We start from the raw sequence: 23528 nt of genomic DNA, 5'->3' as shown, positions 1-23528 counted from the left end.
CGTGCCTAGGTCTCCTGAGCGCTCACACTACTAAAAAGGGGAAATGGGTCGGCGGGTGATCACGCGAACATGTACGTCGCCCCTCGAACGGTCTGGAGGTCGAGTTCCCCGACAGCGGGCAGCGGCGGCAGAGCGGCAACCAGCTTGGTGTGCGGCTCCAACTGCTCCACCAACTCGGTCCTGAAACGCGCCAGCGGATCGGCCTCGTACATTGCGACGAACGTCTCGCGCAGGATTGCCGCGAGGCGATCCGTGTCGGCAGCGTGCGTGCCGAAGCTGTCGTGTATCACTGCGAGGTCGCAGATTCCTGCGTCCTGGGCTGCCACGACGGTTAGCATGAGGTGTGCGGCGTCGAGCGAATGAACGAAGTTGGGAGCGATCCCCGCCTGCGCCTGCCGGCTGTCCGTTATCGGCGCGCGCTTCTCATCGATCCATTCGGCGAGTGTTCGGGCTCCCGCTTCCTCCGCGATCTGGAGCTGCAGCCGCTTGCCGCGAAACGTCGTCTCGATGCGCCCTGCCTTCGTGTTCGGATATCGCTGCAGGACAGGCAGGCCAGCCGGCGTCGTCCACCACAGCGGCAGGTCGAGCGCGCTGATCGCCTTGGCTGCCGCTTTGAGCCACTCCATCGCGGCGCGAGCTGCGGGCACCGTATCACCGATCAGGCGATAGAGCCGCGTCGCGAGCCACGTCGCCGATGCGAAGTTGTCCTCGCCCCCGAGATGGGGCGGCTGGCCGTTGCTGGCTGCGGCTTCGTCGAGGCGGCCCAGCTCGGCTCTGATCTGGTCGCCCATGCCGCGCGCCGTCGCGGAATAGACGTAGGTCATGCAGGGCCGCTTCACGATCCCGCGCGTAATCTTGCCGTCTTTCCAAGGAGCCGCGCCGGGGTCCCGCGAGGCATCGATCATCGCCTGCGCTTTTGCCGCGACGAGTGCGTAGATGTCGCCTGGGTTGTCGCTGGGCGTAAGGTTTACATGCGGAGCCGCCTGGGCGTCGCGAAGCAGCGCCGTGAGATGCTGGAGACCGGAGTTCGACCCATCGATGGCGATTGGCAGGTGCGAGACGAATGCTTCGCCGTGCCGGAGATAGCCCGCCCATTCAAAGCATGCGGCGAGCGCCGCCCACGGCTTGTCCGCGGTCGTCCAGAAGCGAGCGCCGTCCAACGGATCGCTGGCGCTATCGAGGATTTGAGCCCGGTGCTGCTCGACCCAGGCGATACGCTCCTCGAAGCGGAGCTTGTCGATCCCGAAGACATTGGCGACGTGGATCGCAAGCCAGCGCGCACCCGAGGGGCCCAGCGGCTTCCCACGAGCGAACTCGATCAGGGAGCGGCCGATGTCGCCTGCTTGCGGGTGGGGCCCACCCTGCGGGATCGGATAAACGCGCCCCCGGAAGTCGAGATCGTGCGGGAAGTAGATGGCAGGGAAGTCGGCCAGCTTCCGTGCGACCCAGAGCTGTTGCGCCAAGGCCAGACGTTTGCCACGTCCGGCAGCGTTGCGTGCATGAACCTTGGCGGCATCCCGCTTCCAGCGCTCGACTGCCTCCGGATCGTCCTCCTCCAGTGGGCGGGCCGGGATCGGCTCGGGCTCGCGCGGCGGAACGCCGGCCAGGGCGCCACCTTCGGTCGTGAGGCGTTCCAGGACCTCCAGCAGCGGCCGGTTCACGCGCCAGCCAGTCGCCTGGACTGCGTTCACCGCCCGATAGACGATAGGCATATCGACGCTGCTGAGTTCGTCGGCGTAGGCACGGCTGTGCGAGCCTACTAGCCGCGTCCCGACGGGCGGCGTGAGGTATCCGCCGTCTGTCGGGGTCGTCCACGGACAAGGCGGAACCACCATGGGTAGAGGGATCGGGTCCAACAGCTCGCAACGCTCGTGCTGCCTTTCGAGCCAGTCGTGCATCGCCTCCGTGAGGCACAGCCTACGTTCGCGGCGGATCTGCTTGCCGACGTTGGTCTGGATCAGCTTCAGCTCGAACAGGCCGGTGGCCTCTATGGCGAGTTCGATCAGCTTGAGCCCGACCGTCACCAATTCGTGCTGGGACCAGTTGAGCGCGACGCCCTCGGCGTCCTGGATCGCTTCGATGGCGCGCTGACGCTTCTGGCTAACCATTACGCGCCCCGCGAGGCTCCGCTGGAGTCCCTCGGCGCCCTCTGGGTTGAGGCGGGTGAACTCCTCGGCTCGCAGGTGGTCGAGCACCGCATTTCCGATGGTCTTCGCCACACCCTGAGCGCGAACTTCGCGGGCGCCTGCCTGGATAGCGCAGCGTAGGGTGAGATAGGCGAGAGGCTCCGGCTCCGCTTGCGCGCAGTCGAGGAGATCAAAGGCTGCGTGGCGCCGCCCTGCTCGCCCTGACTTCGCATCCGCCAGGAAGGCGCGAATTGCGTCCGCTGTTGGCTTGAGCGTCCGCCGCAGCATCGCCCGCCCCGGTGGTAGCGATGCCTCGTCGCTACCGGGGCCGATGGCGTCGATCCAGGGCGCATTGCGCTTGTTCCGATAGCGCGCCTTCCCGAGCGCACGGGATTCGGCTTCAAGGTCCTGCTGGACCTCAATGAGATCAACGTCGGTAATGGTGATGGTCCTGATACTTTGGCCGTCCGTTGGGTCGATCAACCGGCGGCGGCCTCCTCTTCGACGACGCCTTCGCCCTTCCGCAGTGCTTCGTAGAGCTGCCCAGGGCCGAGCAGGATGTCCTTCAGCCCCGCGCGCACCTTGTCCGAGCCGAGCGCCTGCTGGCTCATCTTCTGGTGCGCGTCGAGCGCGTCGATGATCGCGTTCAGCAGCTCATTGTCTAGCGTCGGCGAGGCAGCAAACTGCGCCTTGCTGTTGTTCATCGCCTGCATGGTGAGCTCGTCGGACTCCAGCAGCTTACCCTTGATCACCTCATTGACGAAGACGAGCTGATCGCCGTCGGTCAGGTCGCCCTCGAACAGGTCGTTCACGCGCTGGATGATCTCGCGGAGGAGCGCCTTCTGCCTCTCCTGGATCGAACCGGAGCCGGCCTCGCCCACCGGCGGAATCTTCGGGGCCTCGCCGCCCATCAGCATCGGCTGCTTGTCCATCTTCTTCAGCGCGTGGTGCGTGAGCTGCAGCTGCGACACATCCACCGCCACGCGCTCCCGCCCGAAATCGAGCAGCCGCACGAGGTATTTGAAGAACAGGAAGCGCTTCTCAATGTCCGTGTTGCCGTAGTCGAACATCTGGCTGAGGAAGGTGTAGATGCGGATGAAGGTCTGCGCGTCCGTCTTGAAGAGCGTGAGCGTGCCCATCTCGTCGCTTGCCGTCTGCCCAGCCTTCTCGTCCCCAAGCGCGTCGGCGGCCTCTTTGGCGGCCTTGGCTGCGGCGAAGCGCTTCAGCAGGCGATCCGCGACTGGCCCAAGCGCTCCGGCAAGGTCCCCCTGGGTGGACTTCGGGTCCATCGCGACGGCCGCCACACGATCCACCTCGAAGCTGTCGTACCAGCCGCCAGCATCGAGCTTCGCGCGCATGTCGTAGACGAGGTTCGGATCAGTGACGCCTTCCAGCTCTGCCGTCTCATAGTAGGTCCGGAACGCAGCTAGCACCTCCTGGGAGCTGTTCACGAAATCGAGGATGTAGGTCGTGTCCTTGCCCGGATGGGCGCGATTGAGGCGCGAAAGCGTCTGCACTGCCTGGACGCCGGCAAGGCGCCGGTCGACATACATGCCGCACAGCAGCGGCTGGTCGAATCCGGTCTGGAACTTGTTCGCCACGAGCAGCAGGTGATAGTCGGTCGCCTTGAAAGCGTCGCGGATGTCGCGGCCCTTCAGGTTCGGGTTGAGCTCCTTGCTCGCCTCGCTCAGCGGCTCGAGCGACGAATCCGGATCGTTCACCTCGCCCGAGAAAGCAACGAGCGTACCCAGCGGGTAGCGCTTGCCTTTGATGTAGCGGTCGATGGCCAGCTTCCACCGAACGGCTTCCTTGCGGCTCGCCAGCACCACCATGGCCTTGGCCTTGCCGTCGAGCAGGGGCTGCACGTTCTCGCGGAAGTGCTCGACGACGATCTGGACCTTCTGCGCGATGTTATAGGGGTGCAGGCTTACCCACTGCATGATCCCCTTCGTCGCTGCCGAACGCTCGACCTCGGTGTCCTCCAGCTCCTTGCCGTCGTGCGCCAGGCGGAACGCCAGCTTGTAAGGCGTGTAGTTCTTCAACACGTCGAGAATGAAGCCCTCCTCGATGGCCTGCCGCATCGAATAGACGTGGAAGGGCTCCGGGAGGCCGCCCGGCTGCTTCACGCGCCCGAAGAGCTGGAGCGTCTTCGCCTTCGGGGTTGCCGTGAAGGCGACGTAGGTCACGCCGGTGTCGCTAGCCCGCGCCGCCATCTGGGCCGCCAGCAGGTCTTCGGTGTCGATCTCGCCGCCGTCCTGGAGCTCTGCAATCTCCTCGGGCGAGAGCACTTCCTTGAGCTTCGCTGCTGCCTCGCCCGTTTGCGAGCTGTGCGCCTCGTCCGCAATCACGGCGAAGCGCTTGCCGTCGGTTGCAGCCAGCTCCCGCACCGCCTGGAGCGCATAGGGGAAGGTCTGGATGGTGCAGACGATGATCTTCTTGCCGGCCTTCAGCGCGTCGGCCAGCTGCGCGCTCTTGCTGCCGCTCTCGCTCTTGATCGTCTCGACGACACCGGTGGTGCGTTGGAAATCGAACAGCGCGTCCTGCAACTGTCCGTCGATCACCCGCCGGTCGGACACGACGATCACCGTCGAGAACAGCTTCTCGTCGTTCGCGTCGTGGAGCTCGGAGAGGAAGTGCGCGGTCCAGGCAATGGAGTTGGTCTTGCCCGATCCCGCCGAGTGCTGGACGAGGTACTTCGCACCCACGCCCTCCTGGAGGATCGCGGCCTGGAGCTTCCGCGTAACGTCGAGCTGGTGATAGCGCGGGAAGATGAACGCGCGGATGGCCTTCTTGTCGTCGCGCTGGGTGACTAGGTAACGGCCCAGCAGCTCCAGCCAGCTGTCGCGCTGCCACACCTGTTCCCACAGGTACGACGTGGCGTGGCCGAAGGGCAGCGTGGGGTTGCCCTTGCCGCCATGATCGCCCTGGTTGAACGGCAGGAAGTGCGTGGCCGGCCCCGCGAGTTTGGTCGTCATCATCACTTCGCGGTTCGAGACGGCGAAGTGCACCAGTGCACCCGATGGGAAGCTCAGCAGCGGCTCGCGTTCGTGCCCCTTCTGCTGCGGCAGCCGGTCGTGCTTGTACTGGTCGACGGCATCCTGCACCGACTGGGTGAAGTCGGTCTTCAGCTCGACGGTGGCGACGGGGAGGCCGTTGAGGAACAGCACCAGATCGATGCAGTTCTCGTTGGCCAGGCTGTAGCGGACCTGCCGCACCACCCGCAGCCGATTGGCGCTGTAGCGCGTCACGATATCCGGATTCATGCCCATCGCGGGCTTGAACTGGGCAAGCTGGATCGTGCCACGCACACCGATGGTGTCGACGCCGTTGCGCAGCACGTCGAGCGTTCCCCGGTCGTCCAGCGACTTGCGCACGCGGTCGAGCAGCAGCGCCTCCACCGAGGCGCCGTGCAACTTGGTTAGGCTCTCCCAAGCCTTTGGCTGGGTCTCCTGTATCCAGGCTAGCAAATCAGCCGGGAATAGCGCGCGCTTGCGGTCATAGGCCTGCGCATCACCCGCCTCGTACAGCCAGCCCTTGGATGCGAGGATGGTGCAGACCTCGCTCTCGAAGCTGATCTCCTCGTGGAGGCGGTTCACGCTTCGGGTCCAGCGAGAGGCGCCCAGATTTGCTTCAGCGGCAACTTTGCTCGCGTTTCGACGGGGAGTTGCGCGTAGGTGCGGAACAGCGCCTTCAACAGGTCTGGCATCTGCCACAGGCGCAGCTTGAAGAAGTTGTTGTCGAGTTCCTTCTGGGCGACGGCGTTCACGCCGCCGATGCTCACCAGCAGGCCCGTGCGCGCCTGGCTGTTCGACACCGATCCGATCAGGCGCAGAACCACGTCATGGTTTGCAGCGCCATCCCCGGACTTAACCTGTACGCAGATGCGGTCTTCTCCAAGCCCCAACGTTCCCCCTGCCGCCAGGATGTCGACGCCACCGTCTGCACCCGGAGGAGACACCTTGGTCGTGTAGCCCTCGACCTCCAGTATCTCCGCGACGAGGTTCGCAAGCGCGTGCCCGGCAAACTCGGATTTGATCAGCGAGATGATCTGCTGGTTCGCGATATCCTCGATGTCCGTTGCGATATCGTCCGCGTCCACGACCTCGTCGGACGCGGCGACCGTCGCCGTACCTTGTTTGCCGAGCAGTGCGCCGGGGTCCTGTCCCGTTGCCAGCACCGCCTTGACCCGTTCCAGCGCCTGGTTCCGCTTGATCTCGCATACGGTCATGAACGCGCCGAAGGAGTGTCGTAGGTCCTGCTTGAAAGCGTCGCGGGGCACGGCCTCGTTGAGCCACCTCACAGCACGCGTCTGTTTGCTGATCCCGTCCGGCTCGAACTTATAGGGGCCGGTAACTTCGCCGATGGCTACGCCGCTGGTGAGCTTGCGGGGCAGCACCACGAGGTCCCCGATCTGGATCACATGGGCGAACTGATTCAGCTGGGCCGCGAAGTTCTTCCGTCGGTTGGCGCTGGCATCTGGCATGGCCTCTTCGAGATGCGCGAGGATGGCAGCGCGGTCCTGATATCGGCTTAGGTCGTCGACTTCGTTGAAGCCGAGCATCAATTTGCCCTGCTGGATAGCATCCAGCTCGCGTTCGCCATTGCGCCCGGCGCGGACAATCCAAAGGCGGGTCATGCTGCTTCCGCCTGTCGGCCGAAGGGGCTCCGCACGTCAATCCGGCCGGTCACTGCTGCGGATATGAGAGCAGCGCGGCGCTCTCCGAGGAAGTGTATGGCGGTTTCGCTTGCCCGGACCAGAGCATCTGCGCGCTGCTGCATGCTATGGATGAAGTCGATAATGGCCTGCTGTTCGGATAGACTGGGGAGCGTGATGACAAGGTTCATTACGGTTCCTTGGCCAATGTTTACCATCGACGCGCTCGCTCCTGTGGCAGCGAGTTCAAATGCTTCCCGGGCAATGTTTGATTGCAAGTAAAGAGCTAAGAAATCCGGGAGGGCAATGGCTTCGTTGGCGCGCAGGCGGTACAGTTTGTCGCACAACATTAGGTGCGAATAATCTTGCGGGACAAGGGCGGCGCTACCGACGAGCTCGCGAGTGTTCGCTCGCGACACGAGAATGTCGCCCCGTTGTAAGGCGAGTTCCGGCATTGGATTAAGTTCACGCGGGAGCGCCTTGTTCTCCTCGGGGCGGAATATCCCGCCATTGACGCAGCCTACCTTTAGGACGCCCCATTCTTCGGGCCCTTCCGCCCGAGAGGCCTCGCATTGCGGGCTCCAGCCTTGCTCGATCGACTGGACAGCCCATTTGAGACGGGCAACCTTCCAATACTTCGGAACGTTGCCCAGCCACTCAACGCCGGAGTCCTTCATGGGCACCGTCGGGTCGAGCCCCTTGGTCACCGCGTGGGAGATGACGGCCTGGCGCTTCTCCTTGAGCAGCTCGATGAGCCGCCGCTGCTGCTCCACCAGCGCATCGATCTTGGCCGTCTCGCGGTCGAGGAAGGTGGCGATGGTGGCTTGTTCAGCCAATGGCGGGAGCGGCGCGATGAAGTTAAGGAATCCGTCTGTCGGTAGACGCCACCGTCCGAGGTGCGATGATCCCTGACCGAAAGCAAAGAAGACCTTCTGCGTATAGCCGTTCTGAAGGAGATACAGTGCGAAAGCAGGTGAGACCTCTGCGTCAGATCGAATAGCGAATACGCGATAGTCCGGGCTCGTTACTCCAAGCTGGCGAGAGCGATCCACCCAACCAGTCAACAAGTCCATGTGATTCATAGCGAAATCGCCAGGTTCAACAATCTGGTAATTCGCGTAGCTAGCGGCCAACTGACCGTCATTGCTTTCTGTATCGCGAACCTTAATGCCTCGCTGGGTGATGGAGAGCACCTCATAGCCCTCGACTCCCGCGATGCGCTTCCTGATATCGAAGACCGTCCTAAGGCGGGCGGGTCGCCAATGCGACGGTATGTGGCCGAGCCACGAAGCGCCGCTGTCGACATACGAGCTGTATGTTTGGAAGCTCACGCAGCCAGTCCCTCGATCATCGCCTTGATGCGGTCGGTAACCTCCTTGAGGTCTGCGTCGATGGCCTCCAGCGGCCGGGGCGCCTCAAACACGTAGAACTGGCGATTGAAAGGTATCTCATAGCCGACCTTGGTCTTGCTCTCGTCGATCCACGCATCCGGCGCGTGCGGCAGCACCTCGCGCTTGAAATAGGCGTCGACGTCCTCGGCCAGCGGCACATTCTCGGTATCGCGCAGAGCGCTGTCCGCCTGCGGCTTGCCCTTGTTCTTGCCGCGTTCGCCCAGGACGATCTTGCCCGCCGCGTCGCGCAGCGGACGCTCCACGGTGATCGTGCGGTAGCCGAAAGTGCTGTTGGCGAAGATGCGGGAGAGCGGCGCAAGCTTCACCTTGCCGCCCTGCGGTGCCTCCGGGGCCTTGTCACCGGCCCACACGATCTCGCGCGCCACTTCCTTGCCCTCTGCATCGAGCACGGTGGCAATCTCCGCCGCTTCCGCACGGCCGAACAGCTCGGTGATCTGTCGGATATGCTCCTCGCCCAGTTCCTTGCGCTTGGAGCCGAGCGACTTGCGCATCTTGCCCCAGAAGCTTGAGCCATCGATCAGCTGGACCAGCCCCTTGCGGCCGGCCGGCTTCCGGTTCGAGACGATCCAGATATAGGTCGCGATGCCGGTGTTGAAGAACATGTCGGTCGGTAGCGCGATAATGGCTTCGACCAGGTCGTTCTCCAGCAGGTAGCGCCGGATCTCGCTCTCGCCGCTGCCGGCGCCGCCGGTGAACAGCGGGGAGCCGTTGAGTACGATGCCGAAACGGCAGCCGCCCTCCGTCGCCGGCCGCATCTTCGCCAGCATGTGGAGCAGGAACAGCATCGAGCCGTCCGAGACGCGGGGCAGGCCGGGGCCGAAGCGCCCGTTGAAGCCCTGCTGCTCATGCTCGCGGCGGACTTCCTTCTCGACCTTCTTCCACTCGACGCCGAATGGCGGGTTGGCCAGCATATAGTCGAAGGTCTTGCCGGGGTGCCCATCCTCGGACAGCGTGTTCCCGAAGGCGATGTTGGAGACGCTCTGCCCCTTGATGAGCATGTCCGCCTTGCAGATTGCGTAGGACTCCGGGTTGAGCTCCTGGCCCGAGATGGTCAGGCGCGCACCGGGGTTCAGCTCCGCCAGACGCTCTTCGGCGACCGACAGCATGCCGCCGGTGCCTGCGGTGGGATCGTAGATCGTCCGCACCACGCCGGGCTTGGAGAGCGCCGCGTCGTCCTCGACGAAGATCAGGTTGACCATCAGGTTGATCACCTCACGCGGCGTGAAGTGGTCGCCTGCGGTTTCGTTCGAGGCCTCGGCGAATTTGCGGATCAGCTCCTCGAACACCAGGCCCATCTGGCTGTTCGGCACCTTGTCCGGGTGCAGGTCGACCCCGGCGAACTTCTCGGTGACCAGGAACAGCAGCTTGGCGCGGGCGAGCTTGTCGATCTGGTTGTGGAACTCGAACTTCTCGAAGATGTCCCGCACCTCTTCCGAGAAGCCCTGCACGTAGGCGGTGAGGTTCGCGGCGATGTTGTCCGAGTCCCCCAGCAGCTTCTGGAGGTCCATCGGGGAGGTGTTGAAGAAGTAGGTCTGGGCCTTGCGACGCAGGAAAGGTTCGGCGTTGAGACCTGCCTTCGTGCGCAATTCCAACTCCGCCAGAACATCCGCCTTCGTTGGCTCCAGGACGCAGTCGAGGCGCCGTAGGACCGTGAAGGGCAGGATAACGGAGCCGTAGTCAGCCGGCCTGTAGTCGCCGCGCAGCAAGTCCGCGACCGACCAGATAAAAGCCGACAGTGCCTGGTGGTTCATGTTTCCCCCTTCGAACCTCGCCCACCATGGCGAGTTTCTGTGACGCGAGTAAAGTCGAGATTAGTCCTTGGCCGCATAGAGGTGCGACAGATCCAGGTCCGGGTAGGTAATCCGCTCCAGCGCCTTGGCGAAATCCTTCACCGTGAAGCCCTTGCCGTAGCTCTTTTCCGAGCCGCCGGATTCACGGCCGAGCAGCGCCCGGCCCAGCGCGGTGCCATAGAGGTCGGCAGCGATCAGGCGATCCTCCACGCCGTGCCGGAAGCTGTGCATCCCCAGCTTCGTGCCGGTGAGGCCGAGGTCCTTCACGGTCTTCACGAACCATTCGCCCAGCTTCGCGCCGGCTTGGCCCCGCACATTCGCCTTCGCGTCGGGGAACAGTAGTTCCTCCGGTTTGGCGACCTTGCAGCGATGTTTGAGGAAGGCGGCAAAGCCCAGGCGCACCAACTCGGGGTGCAGCGGCAAGTCGCGGCGGCTGTAGCTGGTCTTCAAGGAGCGGCCGGCATGTGCCCGAATACGGAGCGCGGTCAGGCCATCCACTTCCTCGACGTCCGCGATGCGCAGCCCGGCGATTTCACCCAGCCGCGCGCCGGTGAATAGCGCGACCAGCGGAATCCAGAAGCGCCCCGGCCGGGCCGTGTCGGGCTTCACGGGGGCAACCCAGGGATCAGAGGTGAACAGAGTCTGGAGCTGGGGTGCGGTGAACGGATCGCGCTTGTCGATCTCCGCCACGCTATCCTTGACGGCTAGGCCAGTGAAGGGCGTGCTGGTGATCCAGCCTTCCTTCATCGCCCATTTGAAGAGCGCCGCGATGTGCGCGAGGTAGGCGCGGTTGATCGTTGCCGGCTTGATCGGCTCGATCTTCAGGCGCTTGCCTGCCTCGATAGCCTGCGGCACCGACAATCCCTTCAGGGCGGCATGGCGGCCCATCCCAGCCGGCAAGTCGCGCAGCATGGCGACCACCCCGCGCGCATCCTCGCGGGTGACCGAGGAGGCGTCTCGCTCCCCGAGGATGTCCTTCAGGGCTCGGAAGGGCGCCTCGACGGCCTCACGGCTCGATGCACTCCAGTCCTCCCACTTGGCCTCTTTATACGCTTTGATCAGCGCATTGACGGTGTGGTCCGGCGCATCGGCCTTGACCTCCAGAGCGCGGGCCAGTCGGGGATCAGACGGAGCGGCTTGCTCCTGGCCCTGCAACTGCTGTGCGATGCTCCGATGCAGTTCGGTGAACGCGAGGTGCAGCATCGACTTCAACGCATCTCGGCTGGGGCTATCCTCGGGTATCGGGAGGCCCTGTTGCGCGATGAGGGTGTTCGCAGCGCTTTCGACTGCCCAATAGTCCTGCCGGGCCTGCGCCGCCTCAAGCGACGCCACGCGGCCCTGCACCTCCGTCAGCGTTGCCTTCGCTTCCGCCGGGGATAGCGCGCGGTTGATCCGGTAGGCCGGCAGCGCTGTGCGATAGAAGAGGGCGGTAAGGCGCGCGATCTCTGGTTCGGCCAAGTCGCGGAATTGGCTGTCCGCCAAACGGTCCCGCGCCTGCTGCACGCGCGCTTCGTATTCGGAAGCGATCAGCACAAGCATCGCCTGCGCCTTCTTCCGGTCCGCTTCACCCGTCGATTTCGTGAATTCGCCTGGCAGGATCGCAGCCACATCGCTGGGCCAACGCTTGCGGACCTGCCACAAGCTGGAGCCCTTACGACGACTCAATCGGAACATCTTCTCAAGCCTTTGCGTAGCACTATTGTGTAGCACTGGCCGCCTGGAAGACATTGAAAATACGTGTTTTCAACCCCCTAAGGGGAAGTGGTGCCCAGAAGAGGACTCGAACCTCCACGACCTTGCGATCGCCAGCACCTGAAGCTGGTGCGTCTACCAATTCCGCCATCTGGGCACGGGGTAGGCCGGCGCCTCTAGTGGAGGTTTGCAGGAGGTGTCAAACACTTTTTGCGAAAAATATTGGACTTCGCGTCCCGCTTGCCGTTTAGCCGTCCAGGCGGCATTGGGGCCGCGAGCTACGCGAGGCAATGAGGCGCAAGATGAAGGATCGGCTGGTAACCCTGATCGGCGGTGGTGGCTTTCTGGGCCGCTACGTGGCGCAGGAGCTGCTCGCCGCCGGCGCGCGCGTCCGCGTCGTCGAGCGCAAGCCGCGCGATGCCTGGTTCCTCAAGACCCAGGGCAATCTCGGCCAGACCCAGCTCGTCGTCGGCGATATCACCAAGCCGGAAACGCTCGCCCGCGCATTGCAGGGCAGCGACGCGGTGGTGAACTTCGTCGGCATCCTCTCGGGCGATTTCGAGAAGGTGCACGTGCAGGGCGCCCGCAACGTCGCCGAAGCGGCCCGCGCGGCCGGCGCTTCGGCACTCGTGCACATCTCGGCACTCGGCGCCGATGCGAATTCGCCGTCCGCTTATGGCCGCAGCAAAGCGGCGGGCGAGCAGGCCGTGCTCGCTGCCTTCCCGGGCGCGACGATCCTGCGTCCGTCAATCGTGTTCGGGCGCGAGGACGGGTTCGTGAACCTGTTCGCCGGAATGATCGCCAGCGCGCCGCGCGGCATCGTGCCGGTGGTGCGCGGCGAGGCCAAGTTCCAGCCGGTGTTCGTCGTCGACGTGGCGCAGGCCATCACGGCGGCGCTTGCCGACCCGGCGGCGCATGGCGGCAAGACCTACACCCTCGGCGGGCCCGATGTGCTGCGCATGACCGCGCTGCTGCGCTGGATTGCCGGCGCGATCGGCCGCAAGCCGTGCCTGATCGAATTGCCCGACTCGCTGAGCGGCCTGATCGCGGCACTGCCCGGCACGCCGATCACCCGCGACCAGCTCGCGATGCTCCAGGTCGACAACGTCGTGCCCGCCGGTGCCGAGGGGCTGGCCGCGCTGGGCGTGACGCCGACGCCCATGGCAACGGTGGCGCCGAGCTGGCTGGTTCGTTTCCGCCAGGCGGGCCGGTTCAGCCGCTTCCGCACCCCCGCCTGATCGCGATCGTCCGGCCAGGCGGTTCCTCGCAGGGGCCGCATGGCGTACCCCTGCAAGGAACCTCCTCATGACCACGTTGCTGGTGGCGATCCTGCTCGGCATCGTCGAAGGCGTTACCGAGTTCCTGCCGGTCTCCTCGACCGGGCACCTGATTCTCGCCAGCGAGCTGATGGGCTATGATTCGGCGCGCTGGGCGATGTTCAACGTCGTCATCCAGCTGGGCGCGATCCTGGCGGTCGTGGTGCTCTACTGGCGCACCTTCTGGGCGGTGCTCGACGGGCTGCTCAAGCTGAACCCGGTGTCGATCCGGTTCGTGCGCAACCTGCTGCTCGCCTTTATCCCCGCCGCCGTGATCGGCCTGGCGCTCCACAAGCATATCGAGGCACTGCTCGGCGCCCCCAAGGTGGTGGCCTGGGCGCTGATCGTCGGCGGTGTCGCGATCCTGCTGATCGAGCGGGCGGTAAAGTCCGCGACGATCCACGGCATTGCCGAGATCCCCGTGGTCCGCGTGATCGGCATCGGCTTCGTCCAGTGCCTCGCGATGGTGCCGGGCGTCAGCCGCTCGGGCGCGACGATCATGGGCGCGCTGTCGCTGGGCGTCGAGCGGCGCACGGCCGCAGAGTTCAGCTTCTTCCTCGCCATTCCCACCATGCTCGGCGCCACGGTGCTGGAGCTGGTGAAGAACCGCGCCATGCTGACCACCAGCGGCGTCGGATGGGGCGAGATTGGTGTCGGCTTCGTCGTCGCCTTCGTCGTCGCGCTCGCAGTAATCAAGTGGTTCGTCGGGATCGTGAGCAAGCACGGCTTCACGCCCTTCGCCTATTATCGTATTGTTGCGGGAGTTGCGGCGCTGATTTGGCTTTCCATTCGTTAAGTCCGGATCGGCCCTATGCGGGCAACAAAATCGGTGTGAATTAGGATATTTTGCCTGCCTGAACGCAGATAGGTAAGCAGTGCTGTCTTTATCGCTCCGTCGCTCTCCTGTACGGGGTGCGACATGGCTGACGATCCTATGCTCAAATTCGTCGGACGCGCGCAGGCGTATCCGGCCAAGCGCCCCGCCCAGCTGCGCGCGGAAGACTTTCGCGAGATCGCGGAGCGCTATGCGGTACCCGATGCCGAATCGCAGGCCGGGCGCTGCAGCCAGTGCGGTGTGCCCTATTGTTCGGTGCACTGCCCGCTGCACAACCATATCCCGGACTGGCTGCGCCTGACCGCCGAGGGGCGGCTCAAGGAGGCCTATCAGCTCTCCAACAGCACCTCGACCATGCCCGAGATCTGCGGCCGCATCTGCCCGCAGGATCGGCTGTGCGAAGGCAATTGCGTGATCGAATTCTCCGGCCACGGCGCGGTGACGATCGGCTCGGTCGAGAAGTTCATCACCGATACCGCCTGGGCCGAAGGCTGGGTGGAGCCGGTGCAGGTCGGGCGCGATCGCGGGCAGTCGGTCGGCATCATCGGTGCGGGGCCCGCGGGGCTCGCCGCTGCCGAATATCTGCGCGGCTATGGCTATGCAGTCCATGTCTACGACCGCTACGACCGGTCGGGCGGGCTGCTCACCTATGGCATCCCCGGCTTCAAGCTGGAGAAGGACGTGGTGATGCGCCGCGTCGACCGGCTCGAACAGGCGGGCATCGTCTTCCACCGCAATTTCGAGGTCGGCCGCGACGCGACGCTGGGCGAACTCCGCCAGCGCCACGATTCGATCCTGGTCGCCACCGGCGTCTACAAGCCGCGCGGCATCAAGGCACCGGGCGTCGGCGCCAAGGGCGTGGTCGATGCGCTCGATTACCTGACGGCCTCCAACCGCAAGAGCTTCGGCGACAGCGTGCCGGCGTTCGAGGACGGCAGCCTCAACGCGCTCGGCAAGCATGTCGTGGTCGTCGGCGGCGGCGATACCGCGATGGACTGCGTCCGCACCGCGATCCGCCAGGGCGCGGCGTCGGTGAAGTGCCTCTACCGCCGCGACCGGGCGAACATGCCGGGCTCGCAGCGCGAAGTCGCCAATGCCGAGGAGGAAGGCGTCGAGTTCGTCTGGCTTTCCGCACCGGAGGCGTTCGAGGGCACCGAGCAGGTGACCGGCGTGCGCGCCTCCAAGATGCGGCTGGGTGCGCCCGATGCGTCCGGCCGCCGTGCGCCGGAAGTCGATCCGGGCGGGGCGCTGCAGATGCCGGCCGACCTCGTCATCAAGGCGCTCGGCTTCGAGCCCGAGGACCTGCCCAAGCTGTTCGGCGCCGAGGAACTGGGCGTCACCCGCTGGGGCACGCTGCGGACCGACGGCAAGACGATGATGACCAGCCTGGACGGCGTGTTCGCTGCCGGCGACATCGTCCGGGGTGCGAGCCTGGTCGTCTGGGCGATCCGCGACGGCCGCGACGTGGCGGAACACATGCACGCCTGGATGAAGGCCCATGCGAATACGCCCGCCGCGAAGGCCCCGGCGCGCGAGGAGACCCTGGCATGAAGACGCTGTTCGCCGCGCTGCTGATCGCGGGCGCCACGCCTGCGCTCGCGCTGGCTCAGGCCGAGCCGACCACCCGCGCGCCCCAGGCGGGCGATGCCGCCAAGCTGGCCGGGTTGATCGTGCCGGACACGCAGATGCCCAGCCTGATCGCAGCGGGATTCCGCCGCGGATTTGCGACCAGCATCGCCGCCAATGCGACGGCGAAGGCGCTGTACGACGCCAATCCCGGCATGGAAGACTTCGTCGTCCAGCGCGTGTCCGACACGCTGGGCAGGCTTGCCGCGGCCGATCTGCCGGCGCTGCGCGAGCAACTGGCGGGCATTGTCCACGACGAAATGGAGCCCGAAGAGATCGTCGACACGCTGGCGTTCTTCGAAAGTCCTACCGGCACCAAGATCCGCGCCCGCGTCGTTGCGGCGATGCAGAAGCAGGCACCGGCTTCGGCGGAGGAAGGGCAGAAGGCTGCCGCCGAAGCCGCGATCGGCGACCTCACGCCCGAGGACTATCCGGCGCTGACTGCCTTCGCCAGCAGCTCTGCGGCGAAGAAGATGCAGCTGGTCAACCCGAAGATCATGGCGGCCAGCCAGGCATGGGGTCTGCAGGTCGGCAGCGCCAACGCGGCGAAGCTCAAGGCGACGCGCGAAGCGGCCGAGGCCGAGTTCCTGGCCAAGGGCAAGGCCAAGTGAGGCGGGGCCTCTTCGCGCTGGTGCTGGCCGCCGCCGCGCCGCTACCGGCGCTTGCCCAGACCGCGCAGACCGCACCGGCACCGGCGCCCGACCCCGCGCGCATCGCCGCTGCCCAGGCGCTGATCGCCAGGATCATGCCGCCGGCGCGCATCAACGAGACGGTCGATCAGATGATGCGGCCGATGATGGCGAACCTGCGCAACGCGATGCTGTCGAACCCGGAGATGCAGCAGGCGCTGGAAAAGATGCCGAAGGCGAAGGCGACGTTCGATACGTTCCTCGACGACGAGTTCGCCCGGTCGATCGCCCTCACCAAGCAATGGATGCCGACCATGCTCGAGGCCATGGCGCGTGCCTATGCGCGCCGCTTCACCACGGCGCAGATGGCCGAGATCGGCGCATTCTTCGATACCCCCACCGGCAAGGTCTATGCGGCGCAGGCCAGCACGATCATGGCCGATCCCGACATGCTCGCCGCCCAGCGGACGATGATGACGAAGGCGATGGAGGGCCTGCAACAGCGGGCCCAGGTAATGGCGCAGAAGATCGCGCAGGATATCGCTGCAGAACAGGACAAGAAGTGATGACCAAGACGCTGGCAACCGAGCGCGAGCGCCTCGCCCGTGAGGGCATGTACCGCCCCGAATATGAAGGCGATGCCTGCGGCGTGGGCATGGTCGCGGCGACCGACGGTCAGTCGTCGCGCCGCGTCGTCCAGTCGGCGATCGATGCGCTGAAGGCGGTGTGGCACCGCGGCGCAGTCGATGCCGACGGCAAGACCGGCGACGGCGCCGGCCTGCACGTCGACCTGCCGCTGCGCTTCTTCGACGAGAAGATCGTCGCCAGCGGCCACCGCGTGCTGCCGAACCGCCTCGCCGTGGGCATGATCTTCCTGCCGCGTACCGATCTGGGGGCGCAGGAGACCTGCCGCACCATCGTCGAGAGCGAGATCATCGAGGCCGGCTACACCATCTATGGTTGGCGCCAGGTGCCGGTCGACGTGTCAGTGATCGGCATGAAGGCGCAGGCCACGCGCCCCGAGATCGAGCAGATCATGATCGCCGGGCCGATGCCCGAGGCGATGGACGCCGCCGAGTTCGAGCGCCAGCTGTACCTGATCCGCCGCCGCATCGAGAAGCGGGTGATCGCAGCCCAGGTCGGCGGCTTCTACATCTGCTCGCTGTCGTGCCGCTCGATCATCTACAAGGGGCTGTTCCTCGCCGAATCGCTGTCCGACTTTTATCCGGACCTCACCGATTCGCGCTTCGAGAGCCGCGTTGCGATCTTCCACCAGCGCTATTCCACCAACACCTTCCCGCAATGGTGGCTGGCGCAACCGTTCCGCTGCCTGGCGCATAACGGCGAGATCAACACGATCCGCGGCAACCAGAACTGGATGCGCAGCCACGAGATCAAGATGGCGAGCATCGCGTTCGGCGAGCAGAGCGAGGACATCAAGCCGGTGATCCCTGCCGGCGCGTCGGACACCGCCGCGCTCGACGCCGTGTTCGAGGCGATCTGCCGCTCGGGCCGCGACGCGCCGACCGCCAAGCTGATGCTGGTGCCCGAGGCGTGGCAGAAGGACCTCGATACGCCCAAGGCGCATGCCGACATGTACCAGTATCTCGCCTCCGTCATGGAGCCGTGGGATGGTCCGGCCGCCCTTGCCATGACCGATGGCCGCTGGGCGGTGGCGGGCATGGACCGCAACGCGCTGCGCCCGCTGCGCTACACGCTGACCGCCGATGGCCTGCTGATCGTCGGGTCGGAAAGCGGCATGGTCGTGGTGCCGGAATCGACCATCACCGCCAAGGGTCGCCTGGGGCCGGGGCAGATGATCGCGGTCGATCTGGCCGAGGGCAAGCTGTACGACGACCGCGCGATCAAGGACCAGATTTCGGGCGAGCAGGACTATGCCGCGATGATCGGCGAGTTCCTGACCATGGACCAGCTGCCCCAGCCGTCGGAGGACGAGGCGCTGGTGCGGATGCCGCGGCCCGAAATGCTGCGTCGTCAGGTCGCGGCGGGCCAGACCATGGAGGATATGGAGCTGATCCTGTCGCCCATGGCCGAGGGCGGCAAGGAAGCCATCGGCTCGATGGGTGACGACACGCCGCTGGCGGTCATCTCCGACAAGCCGCGCCTCATCAGCCAGTTCTTCCGCCAGAACTTCAGCCAGGTGACGAATCCGCCGATCGACTCGCTTCGCGAGCGTTATGTGATGTCGCTCAAGACGCGGTTCGGCAATCTCGCCAACATCCTCGACACCGAGGATCGGCGCGAGCGCGTGCTGGTCCTGCCGTCCCCGGTCCTGACCGGCGCGGACTGGCACCGGCTGAAGGCGCATTTCGGGCGTTCGGCGGCCGAAATCGACTGCACCTTCGAGGCCGATGGCGGTCCCGATCGCCTGCGCGCCGCGATTCAGCGTATCCGCAACCAGGCCGAACAGGCGGTGCGCGAAGGGCGCTCCGAGCTGTTCCTGACCGACGAGCATGTCTCCGAGGACCGCGTCGCCATTGCGGGCGTGCTGGCGGCGGCGGCGGTGCACACGCATCTCGTTCGCCGGGGCCTGCGCAGCTATGCCTCGATCAACGTGCGCTCGGCCGAGTGCCTCGACACCCATTATTATGCGGTGCTGATCGGCGTCGGCGCGACCACGGTGAACGCCTATCTGGCCGAAGCCGCGATCGTCGACCGGCATGAGCGCGGCCTGTTCGGTGATCTGACCATCGACCAGTGCCTCGCCAATCATCGCACCGCGATCGAGGACGGCCTGCTCAAGATCATGGCGAAGATGGGGATCGCGGTGATCTCCAGCTATCGCGGCGGCTATAATTTCGAGGCCGTCGGCCTCAGCCGTGCGCTGGTCAACGACCTGTTCCCCGGCATGCCCGCCAAGATTTCGGGCGAGGGGTACAACTCGCTGCATTATTCGGCGATGGTCCGTCACGAAGCGGGTTGGGACCAGCATGTCGCGACACTGCCGATCGGCGGCTTCTATCGCCAGCGCAATGGCGGCGAGACCCATGCCTATTCGGCGCAGCTGATGCACCTGCTCCAGACGGCGGTGGCGACCGACAGCTATTCGACCTACCTGCAATTCGCGCGCGGTGTCGGCGATCTGCCGCCGGTCTATTTGCGCGACCTGCTCCAGTTCAACTTCCCCTCGGAAGGTGTGCCGGTCGATCAGGTCGAGGCGATCACCGAAATCCGCAAGCGCTTCGTGACGCCGGGCATGTCGCTGGGCGCCCTCTCGCCCGAAGCGCATGAGACGCTGGCGATCGCGATGAACCGGATCGGTGCGAAGGCCGTGTCGGGCGAGGGCGGCGAGGACAAGCTGCGCTATCAGCCCTATGACAATGGCGACAACGCCAACTCGACGATCAAGCAGATCGCGTCCGGCCGCTTCGGCGTCACGGCGGAATATCTGAACGCCTGCGACGAGATCGAGATCAAGGTCGCGCAGGGCGCCAAGCCCGGCGAGGGCGGGCAGCTGCCCGGCTTCAAGGTGACCGAGTTCATCGCCAAGCTTCGCCATGCGACGCCGGGTGTGACCCTCATCTCGCCGCCGCCGCACCACGACATCTACTCGATCGAGGATCTCGCGCAGCTCATCTATGACTGCAAGCAGATCAACCCGCGTGCGCGCGTCTGCGTGAAGCTCGTCTCCTCGGCGGGCATCGGCACGGTCGCGGCGGGCGTGGCGAAGGCGCATGCCGACGTCATCCTGGTGTCGGGCCATGTCGGCGGCACGGGCGCCTCGCCCCAGACCTCGATCAAATATGCTGGCACGCCCTGGGAAATGGGCCTGTCGGAGGTGAACCAGACGCTGACCCTCAACGGTCTGCGCGGGCGTATCCGGCTGCGCGCGGATGGTGGCCTGAAGACCGGGCGCGACATCGTGATCGCGGCGATCCTGGGCGCGGAAGAGTTCGGCATCGGCACACTCAGCCTCGTGGCGATGGGCTGCATCATGGTGCGCCAGTGCCATAGCAACACCTGCCCGGTCGGCGTCTGTGTGCAGGACGAGCGGCTTCGTGCCAAGTTCACCGGCACGCCGGAAAAGGTCATCAACCTGATGACCTTCATCGCCGAGGAAGTCCGCGACATCCTGGCGCGCCTGGGCGTGCGGTCGCTGGACGAGGTGATCGGGCGGACCGAGCTGCTGCGTCAGGTCAGCCGGGGTGCCGAGCATCTCGACGATCTCGACCTCAATCCCGTCCTGGCCAAGGTCGATGCGAGTGATGCCGAGCGGCGGTTCAGCCTGTCGACCTTCCGCAACGAAGTGCCCGACAGCCTGGATGCGCAGATCATCAAGGACGCGAGCGCCGTCTTCTCGCGCGGCGAGAAGATGCAGCTGACCTATTCGGTGCGGAACACCCACCGCGCGGTCGGCACCCGCCTGTCGTCGGAGATCACCCGCACCTTCGGGATGAGCAAGCTGGCCGACGGGCATGTCACCGTCCGTCTGCGCGGGAGCGCGGGCCAGTCGCTGGGCGCGTTCCTGTGCAAGGGCGTGACGCTGGAGGTCTTTGGCGACGCCAACGACTATGTCGGCAAGGGCCTGTCGGGCGGCACGATCATCGTGCGTCCGGCGGTCAGCTCGCCGCTGGCCAGTCAGAAGAATACGATCATCGGCAACACCGTGCTCTACGGCGCGACCTCGGGCCGGTTGTTCGCGGCGGGCCAGGCGGGCGAGCGCTTCGCGGTGCGCAATTCGGGCGCGACCGTGGTCGTCGAGGGCTGCGGCGCCAATGGCTGCGAATATATGACCGGCGGCACCGCCGTTGTGCTGGGCGAGGTCGGCGCGAACTTCGGCGCAGGCATGACCGGCGGCATGGCCTTCATCTACGACCCCGAAGAGCGTTTCGCGCGGCGGGCCAATCCCGAGAATATCGTGTGGCAGCGCCTCGCCTCGGCGCATTGGGAAGGGGTGTTGCGCGATTTGGTCGCCGAACATGCCGACCGGACCGACAGCAAATGGTCGAAGGGCTTGCTGGAGGACTGGGACCGCGTCGCCGGGCATTTCTGGCAGGTCTGTCCGAAGGAAATGCTGACCCGCCTGGCCCATCCGCTCGACGACAGCGTCGAAGCGGTCGCGGCGGAGTAAGACCAAAATCCTCCCCTTTAAGGGGAGGTGGCAGCCCGAAGGGCTGACGGAGGGGTGTCCCCGCTGGCCGGAACACCCCTCCACCATGCTTCGCATGGGCCCCCGCCCCTTGCAGGGGAGGAATAGGCTGGTCGTTTCGCCTGAACCGAGACGCCCGCCCATTGATGACATCCCCGTCATCCGGTTAACCCCCATCACGGAACCGTTGCGTCGCCGTGACGGTTACGCCGCGATGCAGAATGGGGAGGGCCAGATGACCATCGACCGCCAGAAGATCGAGCGGGGAGGATTTCTCCTCTTCCTCGCCGTCATCACCATCGGGCTGCTCGCCGTGGTGTCCAGCTTCCTGGCCGCCTTGCTCTGGGCGGCGCTGGCGGCGATCCTGTTCCGGTCGCTGTTCCAGTGGCTGCTGGTCAAGACCGGCGGGCGGCGCAGCTTGGCCGCCGGGCTGACCATGCTCATCATCACCTTTGCCGTGGTCGTGCCGACGCTGGTGATCGGCAGCATGGTCGTCGACCAGGCATCGGGCGTCTATCTGAAGGTGCGCAGCGGCCAGATCGACTTCGCGCAATATTTCCAGCAGATCCGCGACGCGCTGCCCCAGCGGCTGCGCCAGGCGATGGACAATTCGGGCATCGGCAGTTTCGAGGGGCTGCAACAGCGCGTCTCGCGCACGCTGAGCAGCAGCGTCAGCCAGATCGCGACCCAGGCGCTGTCGATCGGCCGCAACGCCTTTGCCTTCGCGCTGGCCTTCGGCGTCGGGCTCTATGTCGCCTTCTTCCTGATCCGCGACGGCGACCGGCTGGGGCCGAGCTTCGTGCGCGCCTTGCCGCTCGACCGGGGTGTCGCGACGCGGCTGGTCGACACCTTCGTCGCGGTGGTGCGCGCGACCATCAAGGGGTCGGTGATCGTCGGGCTGGTGCAGGGGGCGCTGGGCGCGATCACCTTCTGGATCGTGGGCGTGCCCGCCGCGCTGCTCTGGGGCGTGCTGATGGCGATCGCCGCGCTGCTGCCCGCGATCGGTCCGGCGATCATCTGGGGGCCGGTCGCCCTCTATCTGCTCGCGACCGGCGCGATCTGGCAGGGGGCGGTGGTGATCGCCTCGGGCGTGCTGGTCATCGGCCTGGCCGACAATATCCTGCGCCCGATCCTGGTCGGCCGCGACACCGGCCTGCCCGACTGGATCGTGCTGCTGACGACGCTTGGCGGGATCGAGCTGCTGGGCCTGAGCGGGATCGTGGTCGGCCCGGTGGTCGCCGCGCTGTTCCTGGCAGGCTGGCGTATCTTGAGCGAGCAGCGCGGCGTGTTCCTGCCCTCGGGCGACGCGGAATAAGGGCGGAGCGGCCGCGCGCGGGAAACGGGCCTGTTTTCGGTCGGGAAAGCACGCAAAGCCGGTTTGCACCGCAACAATCGCTCCCTATGGTCCCGCCGCCGGGCGGGGTGGCCTGACATCAGCGGCGACCAGGGGGGCGAGGGAATGCGAATGCACGCGAGGGCCGGGACGGTGATGACCGCGCTCGCACCGATATTGGCGATCGGCCTGGCCGGTTGCGACGGCGGCACCACCCCGGTCGCGCGTGCGGCAGGCACCAGCGGCGCGGCCATCGAGATGGCGGTCCCCGAAGCCTCTCCTCCGGCCGCCGGTGCCTCGCCCCGTTCGCCGCGATCCGAAACCCTGCCGGGCGCGATCGCGGCGGCGTCTGGCGCCGTGCTGGCAACGATCGGCTTTCCCGAGGGCGGATCGGGGCTGAACGACGCGGCGAAGGCGGCGCTCAATCGGCTGGCGGCGGATGCGGCGGTCAAAAAGGGGCGGCTGACGCTGAGCGGCCATTCGGACAGCGAAGGGGATGACGAAGCCAACCGCATCATGTCGCGCAAGCGGGCCGAAGCGGCGCGCGACTATCTGGCGCGCAAGGGGCTCGACCGCGACCGGATGCGGGTGATCGCACTGGGCGAGACGCGCCCCATCGCCCCCAATGCCAAGCCCGACGGCAGCGACGACAAGGCGGGGCGCGCCCGCAACCGCCGGGTGGAAATCGAACTGACCCCCGCCACCGACGGAGCCACCGACGGAACCGCGCCCGCCCCGAACCGCTGAGCCCTGAGATAACGGGCAGGAGACGGTGATGGATGGCAAGCGCTGGGCAGGGGCGATCGCGGGCGGGCTGGTCGCGGGGCTGGGCATCACCGCGCTGCTGATCGCGGGCGAACGCAAGAGCGGCCAGCCGTCCGAACTCGCCACGCTGGAACGCGCCGCCGCGACGAAGATCGGGCGCACCCCGCCGCCCGCCGACCAGCTGCCCGATACGCGCGAACAGGCGGTGGTGCAGGGTGCGCACCTGCTGCTCTCCGTGCT

At 65.9% G+C, this 23528-nt stretch carries 15 protein-coding genes and 1 tRNA gene; 9 read left to right on the top strand and 7 right to left on the bottom strand.

From position 1 onward, the window contains the following. Window positions 1–59: 59 nt before the first annotated feature. From QZ814_RS08765 to QZ814_RS08735, 7 genes are all read right to left on the bottom strand, one after another. Window positions 60–2609 (bottom strand): DNA-directed RNA polymerase, encoded by a 2550-nt coding sequence (locus tag QZ814_RS08765; protein ID WP_294331040.1) that lies wholly within the window; start codon window positions 2607–2609, stop codon window positions 60–62. Then, on the bottom strand, window positions 2606–5722 hold the full coding sequence (locus QZ814_RS08760; RefSeq protein WP_294331038.1) for a type I restriction endonuclease: 3117 nt from the start codon (window positions 5720–5722) through the stop codon (window positions 2606–2608). Before QZ814_RS08760 ends, QZ814_RS08765 begins: the two co-directional genes overlap by 4 nt. After that, window positions 5719–6762, bottom strand: a complete 1044-nt coding sequence (locus QZ814_RS08755) for a restriction endonuclease (RefSeq protein ID WP_294331036.1) — start codon at window positions 6760–6762, stop codon at window positions 5719–5721. Before QZ814_RS08755 ends, QZ814_RS08760 begins: the two co-directional genes overlap by 4 nt. After that, entirely contained in the window at window positions 6759–8111 is a 1353-nt protein-coding gene (locus QZ814_RS08750) for a restriction endonuclease subunit S (RefSeq protein ID WP_294331035.1), read from the bottom strand. Before QZ814_RS08750 ends, QZ814_RS08755 begins: the two co-directional genes overlap by 4 nt. Continuing rightward, complete coding sequence (locus tag QZ814_RS08745) at window positions 8108–9943, bottom strand: class I SAM-dependent DNA methyltransferase (protein ID WP_294331034.1); 1836 nt, start codon at window positions 9941–9943, stop codon at window positions 8108–8110. Before QZ814_RS08745 ends, QZ814_RS08750 begins: the two co-directional genes overlap by 4 nt. A gap of 60 nt (window positions 9944–10003) precedes the next feature. Then, complete coding sequence (locus tag QZ814_RS08740; protein WP_294331033.1) at window positions 10004–11590, bottom strand: site-specific integrase; 1587 nt, start codon at window positions 11588–11590, stop codon at window positions 10004–10006. A gap of 154 nt (window positions 11591–11744) precedes the next feature. After that, window positions 11745–11831 (bottom strand) — tRNA-Leu (locus tag QZ814_RS08735). Between the two features lie 145 nt (window positions 11832–11976). Here QZ814_RS08735 and QZ814_RS08730 point away from each other — a divergent pair. The 9 genes from QZ814_RS08730 to QZ814_RS08690 all read left to right on the top strand — a co-directional run. Further along, window positions 11977–12912, top strand: a complete 936-nt coding sequence (locus QZ814_RS08730) for a complex I NDUFA9 subunit family protein (RefSeq protein ID WP_294331032.1) — start codon at window positions 11977–11979, stop codon at window positions 12910–12912. 67 nt (window positions 12913–12979) lie between these two features. Continuing rightward, window positions 12980–13786 carry an undecaprenyl-diphosphate phosphatase gene (locus tag QZ814_RS08725; protein WP_294331031.1) on the top strand — a complete coding sequence of 269 codons (807 nt, stop codon included), beginning with the start codon at window positions 12980–12982 and terminating at the stop codon, window positions 13784–13786. A gap of 123 nt (window positions 13787–13909) precedes the next feature. Next, the gene (locus QZ814_RS08720) at window positions 13910–15376 is read left to right on the top strand and encodes an NAD(P)-dependent oxidoreductase (protein ID WP_294331030.1); all 1467 of its coding nucleotides are present in this window, start codon (window positions 13910–13912) and stop codon (window positions 15374–15376) included. Continuing rightward, window positions 15373–16062 (top strand): DUF2059 domain-containing protein, encoded by a 690-nt coding sequence (locus QZ814_RS08715; protein WP_294331028.1) that lies wholly within the window; start codon window positions 15373–15375, stop codon window positions 16060–16062. Before QZ814_RS08720 ends, QZ814_RS08715 begins: the two co-directional genes overlap by 4 nt. Further along, on the top strand, window positions 16059–16646 hold the full coding sequence (locus QZ814_RS08710) for a DUF2059 domain-containing protein (protein WP_294331027.1): 588 nt from the start codon (window positions 16059–16061) through the stop codon (window positions 16644–16646). Before QZ814_RS08715 ends, QZ814_RS08710 begins: the two co-directional genes overlap by 4 nt. Next, window positions 16646–21172 (top strand): glutamate synthase large subunit, encoded by a 4527-nt coding sequence (gene gltB / locus QZ814_RS08705; RefSeq protein WP_294331026.1) that lies wholly within the window; start codon window positions 16646–16648, stop codon window positions 21170–21172. The genes QZ814_RS08710 and gltB overlap by 1 nt, the downstream gene beginning before the upstream one ends. A 253-nt stretch (window positions 21173–21425) precedes the next feature. Then, window positions 21426–22505, top strand: coding sequence for an AI-2E family transporter (locus QZ814_RS08700; protein WP_294331025.1), 1080 nt, complete (start codon window positions 21426–21428; stop codon window positions 22503–22505). Between the two features lie 150 nt (window positions 22506–22655). Then, window positions 22656–23270 carry an OmpA family protein gene (locus QZ814_RS08695; RefSeq protein WP_294331024.1) on the top strand — a complete coding sequence of 205 codons (615 nt, stop codon included), beginning with the start codon at window positions 22656–22658 and terminating at the stop codon, window positions 23268–23270. 28 nt (window positions 23271–23298) lie between these two features. Then, a partial coding sequence (locus QZ814_RS08690) for a hypothetical protein (protein ID WP_294331023.1) occupies window positions 23299–23528 on the top strand: 230 nt, incomplete at its 3' end.

This window comes from uncultured Sphingomonas sp. (genome assembly GCF_913777625.1).
In the GTDB taxonomy this organism is placed as follows: domain Bacteria; phylum Pseudomonadota; class Alphaproteobacteria; order Sphingomonadales; family Sphingomonadaceae; genus Sphingomonas.
The sequence above is the reverse complement of the archived record's forward strand: the minus strand, read 5'-3'. Positions and strand labels throughout refer to the sequence as shown.

Bases quoted from the DNA above. Each gene is read 5' to 3' on its own strand.
- QZ814_RS08700 (WP_294331025.1), top strand. From the start codon at position 21,426: ATGACCATCGACCGCCAGAAGATCGAGCGGGGAGGATTTCTCCTCTTC.
- gltB (WP_294331026.1), top strand. From the start codon at position 16,646: ATGACCAAGACGCTGGCAACCGAGCGCGAGCGCCTCGCCCGTGAGGGC.
- QZ814_RS08715 (WP_294331028.1), top strand. From the start codon at position 15,373: ATGAAGACGCTGTTCGCCGCGCTGCTGATCGCGGGCGCCACGCCTGCG.
- QZ814_RS08755 (WP_294331036.1), bottom strand. From the start codon at position 6,762: ATGACCCGCCTTTGGATTGTCCGCGCCGGGCGCAATGGCGAACGCGAG.
- QZ814_RS08725 (WP_294331031.1), top strand. From the start codon at position 12,980: ATGACCACGTTGCTGGTGGCGATCCTGCTCGGCATCGTCGAAGGCGTT.
- QZ814_RS08720 (WP_294331030.1), top strand. From the start codon at position 13,910: ATGGCTGACGATCCTATGCTCAAATTCGTCGGACGCGCGCAGGCGTAT.
- QZ814_RS08745 (WP_294331034.1), bottom strand. From the start codon at position 9,943: ATGAACCACCAGGCACTGTCGGCTTTTATCTGGTCGGTCGCGGACTTG.
- QZ814_RS08695 (WP_294331024.1), top strand. From the start codon at position 22,656: ATGCACGCGAGGGCCGGGACGGTGATGACCGCGCTCGCACCGATATTG.
- QZ814_RS08730 (WP_294331032.1), top strand. From the start codon at position 11,977: ATGAAGGATCGGCTGGTAACCCTGATCGGCGGTGGTGGCTTTCTGGGC.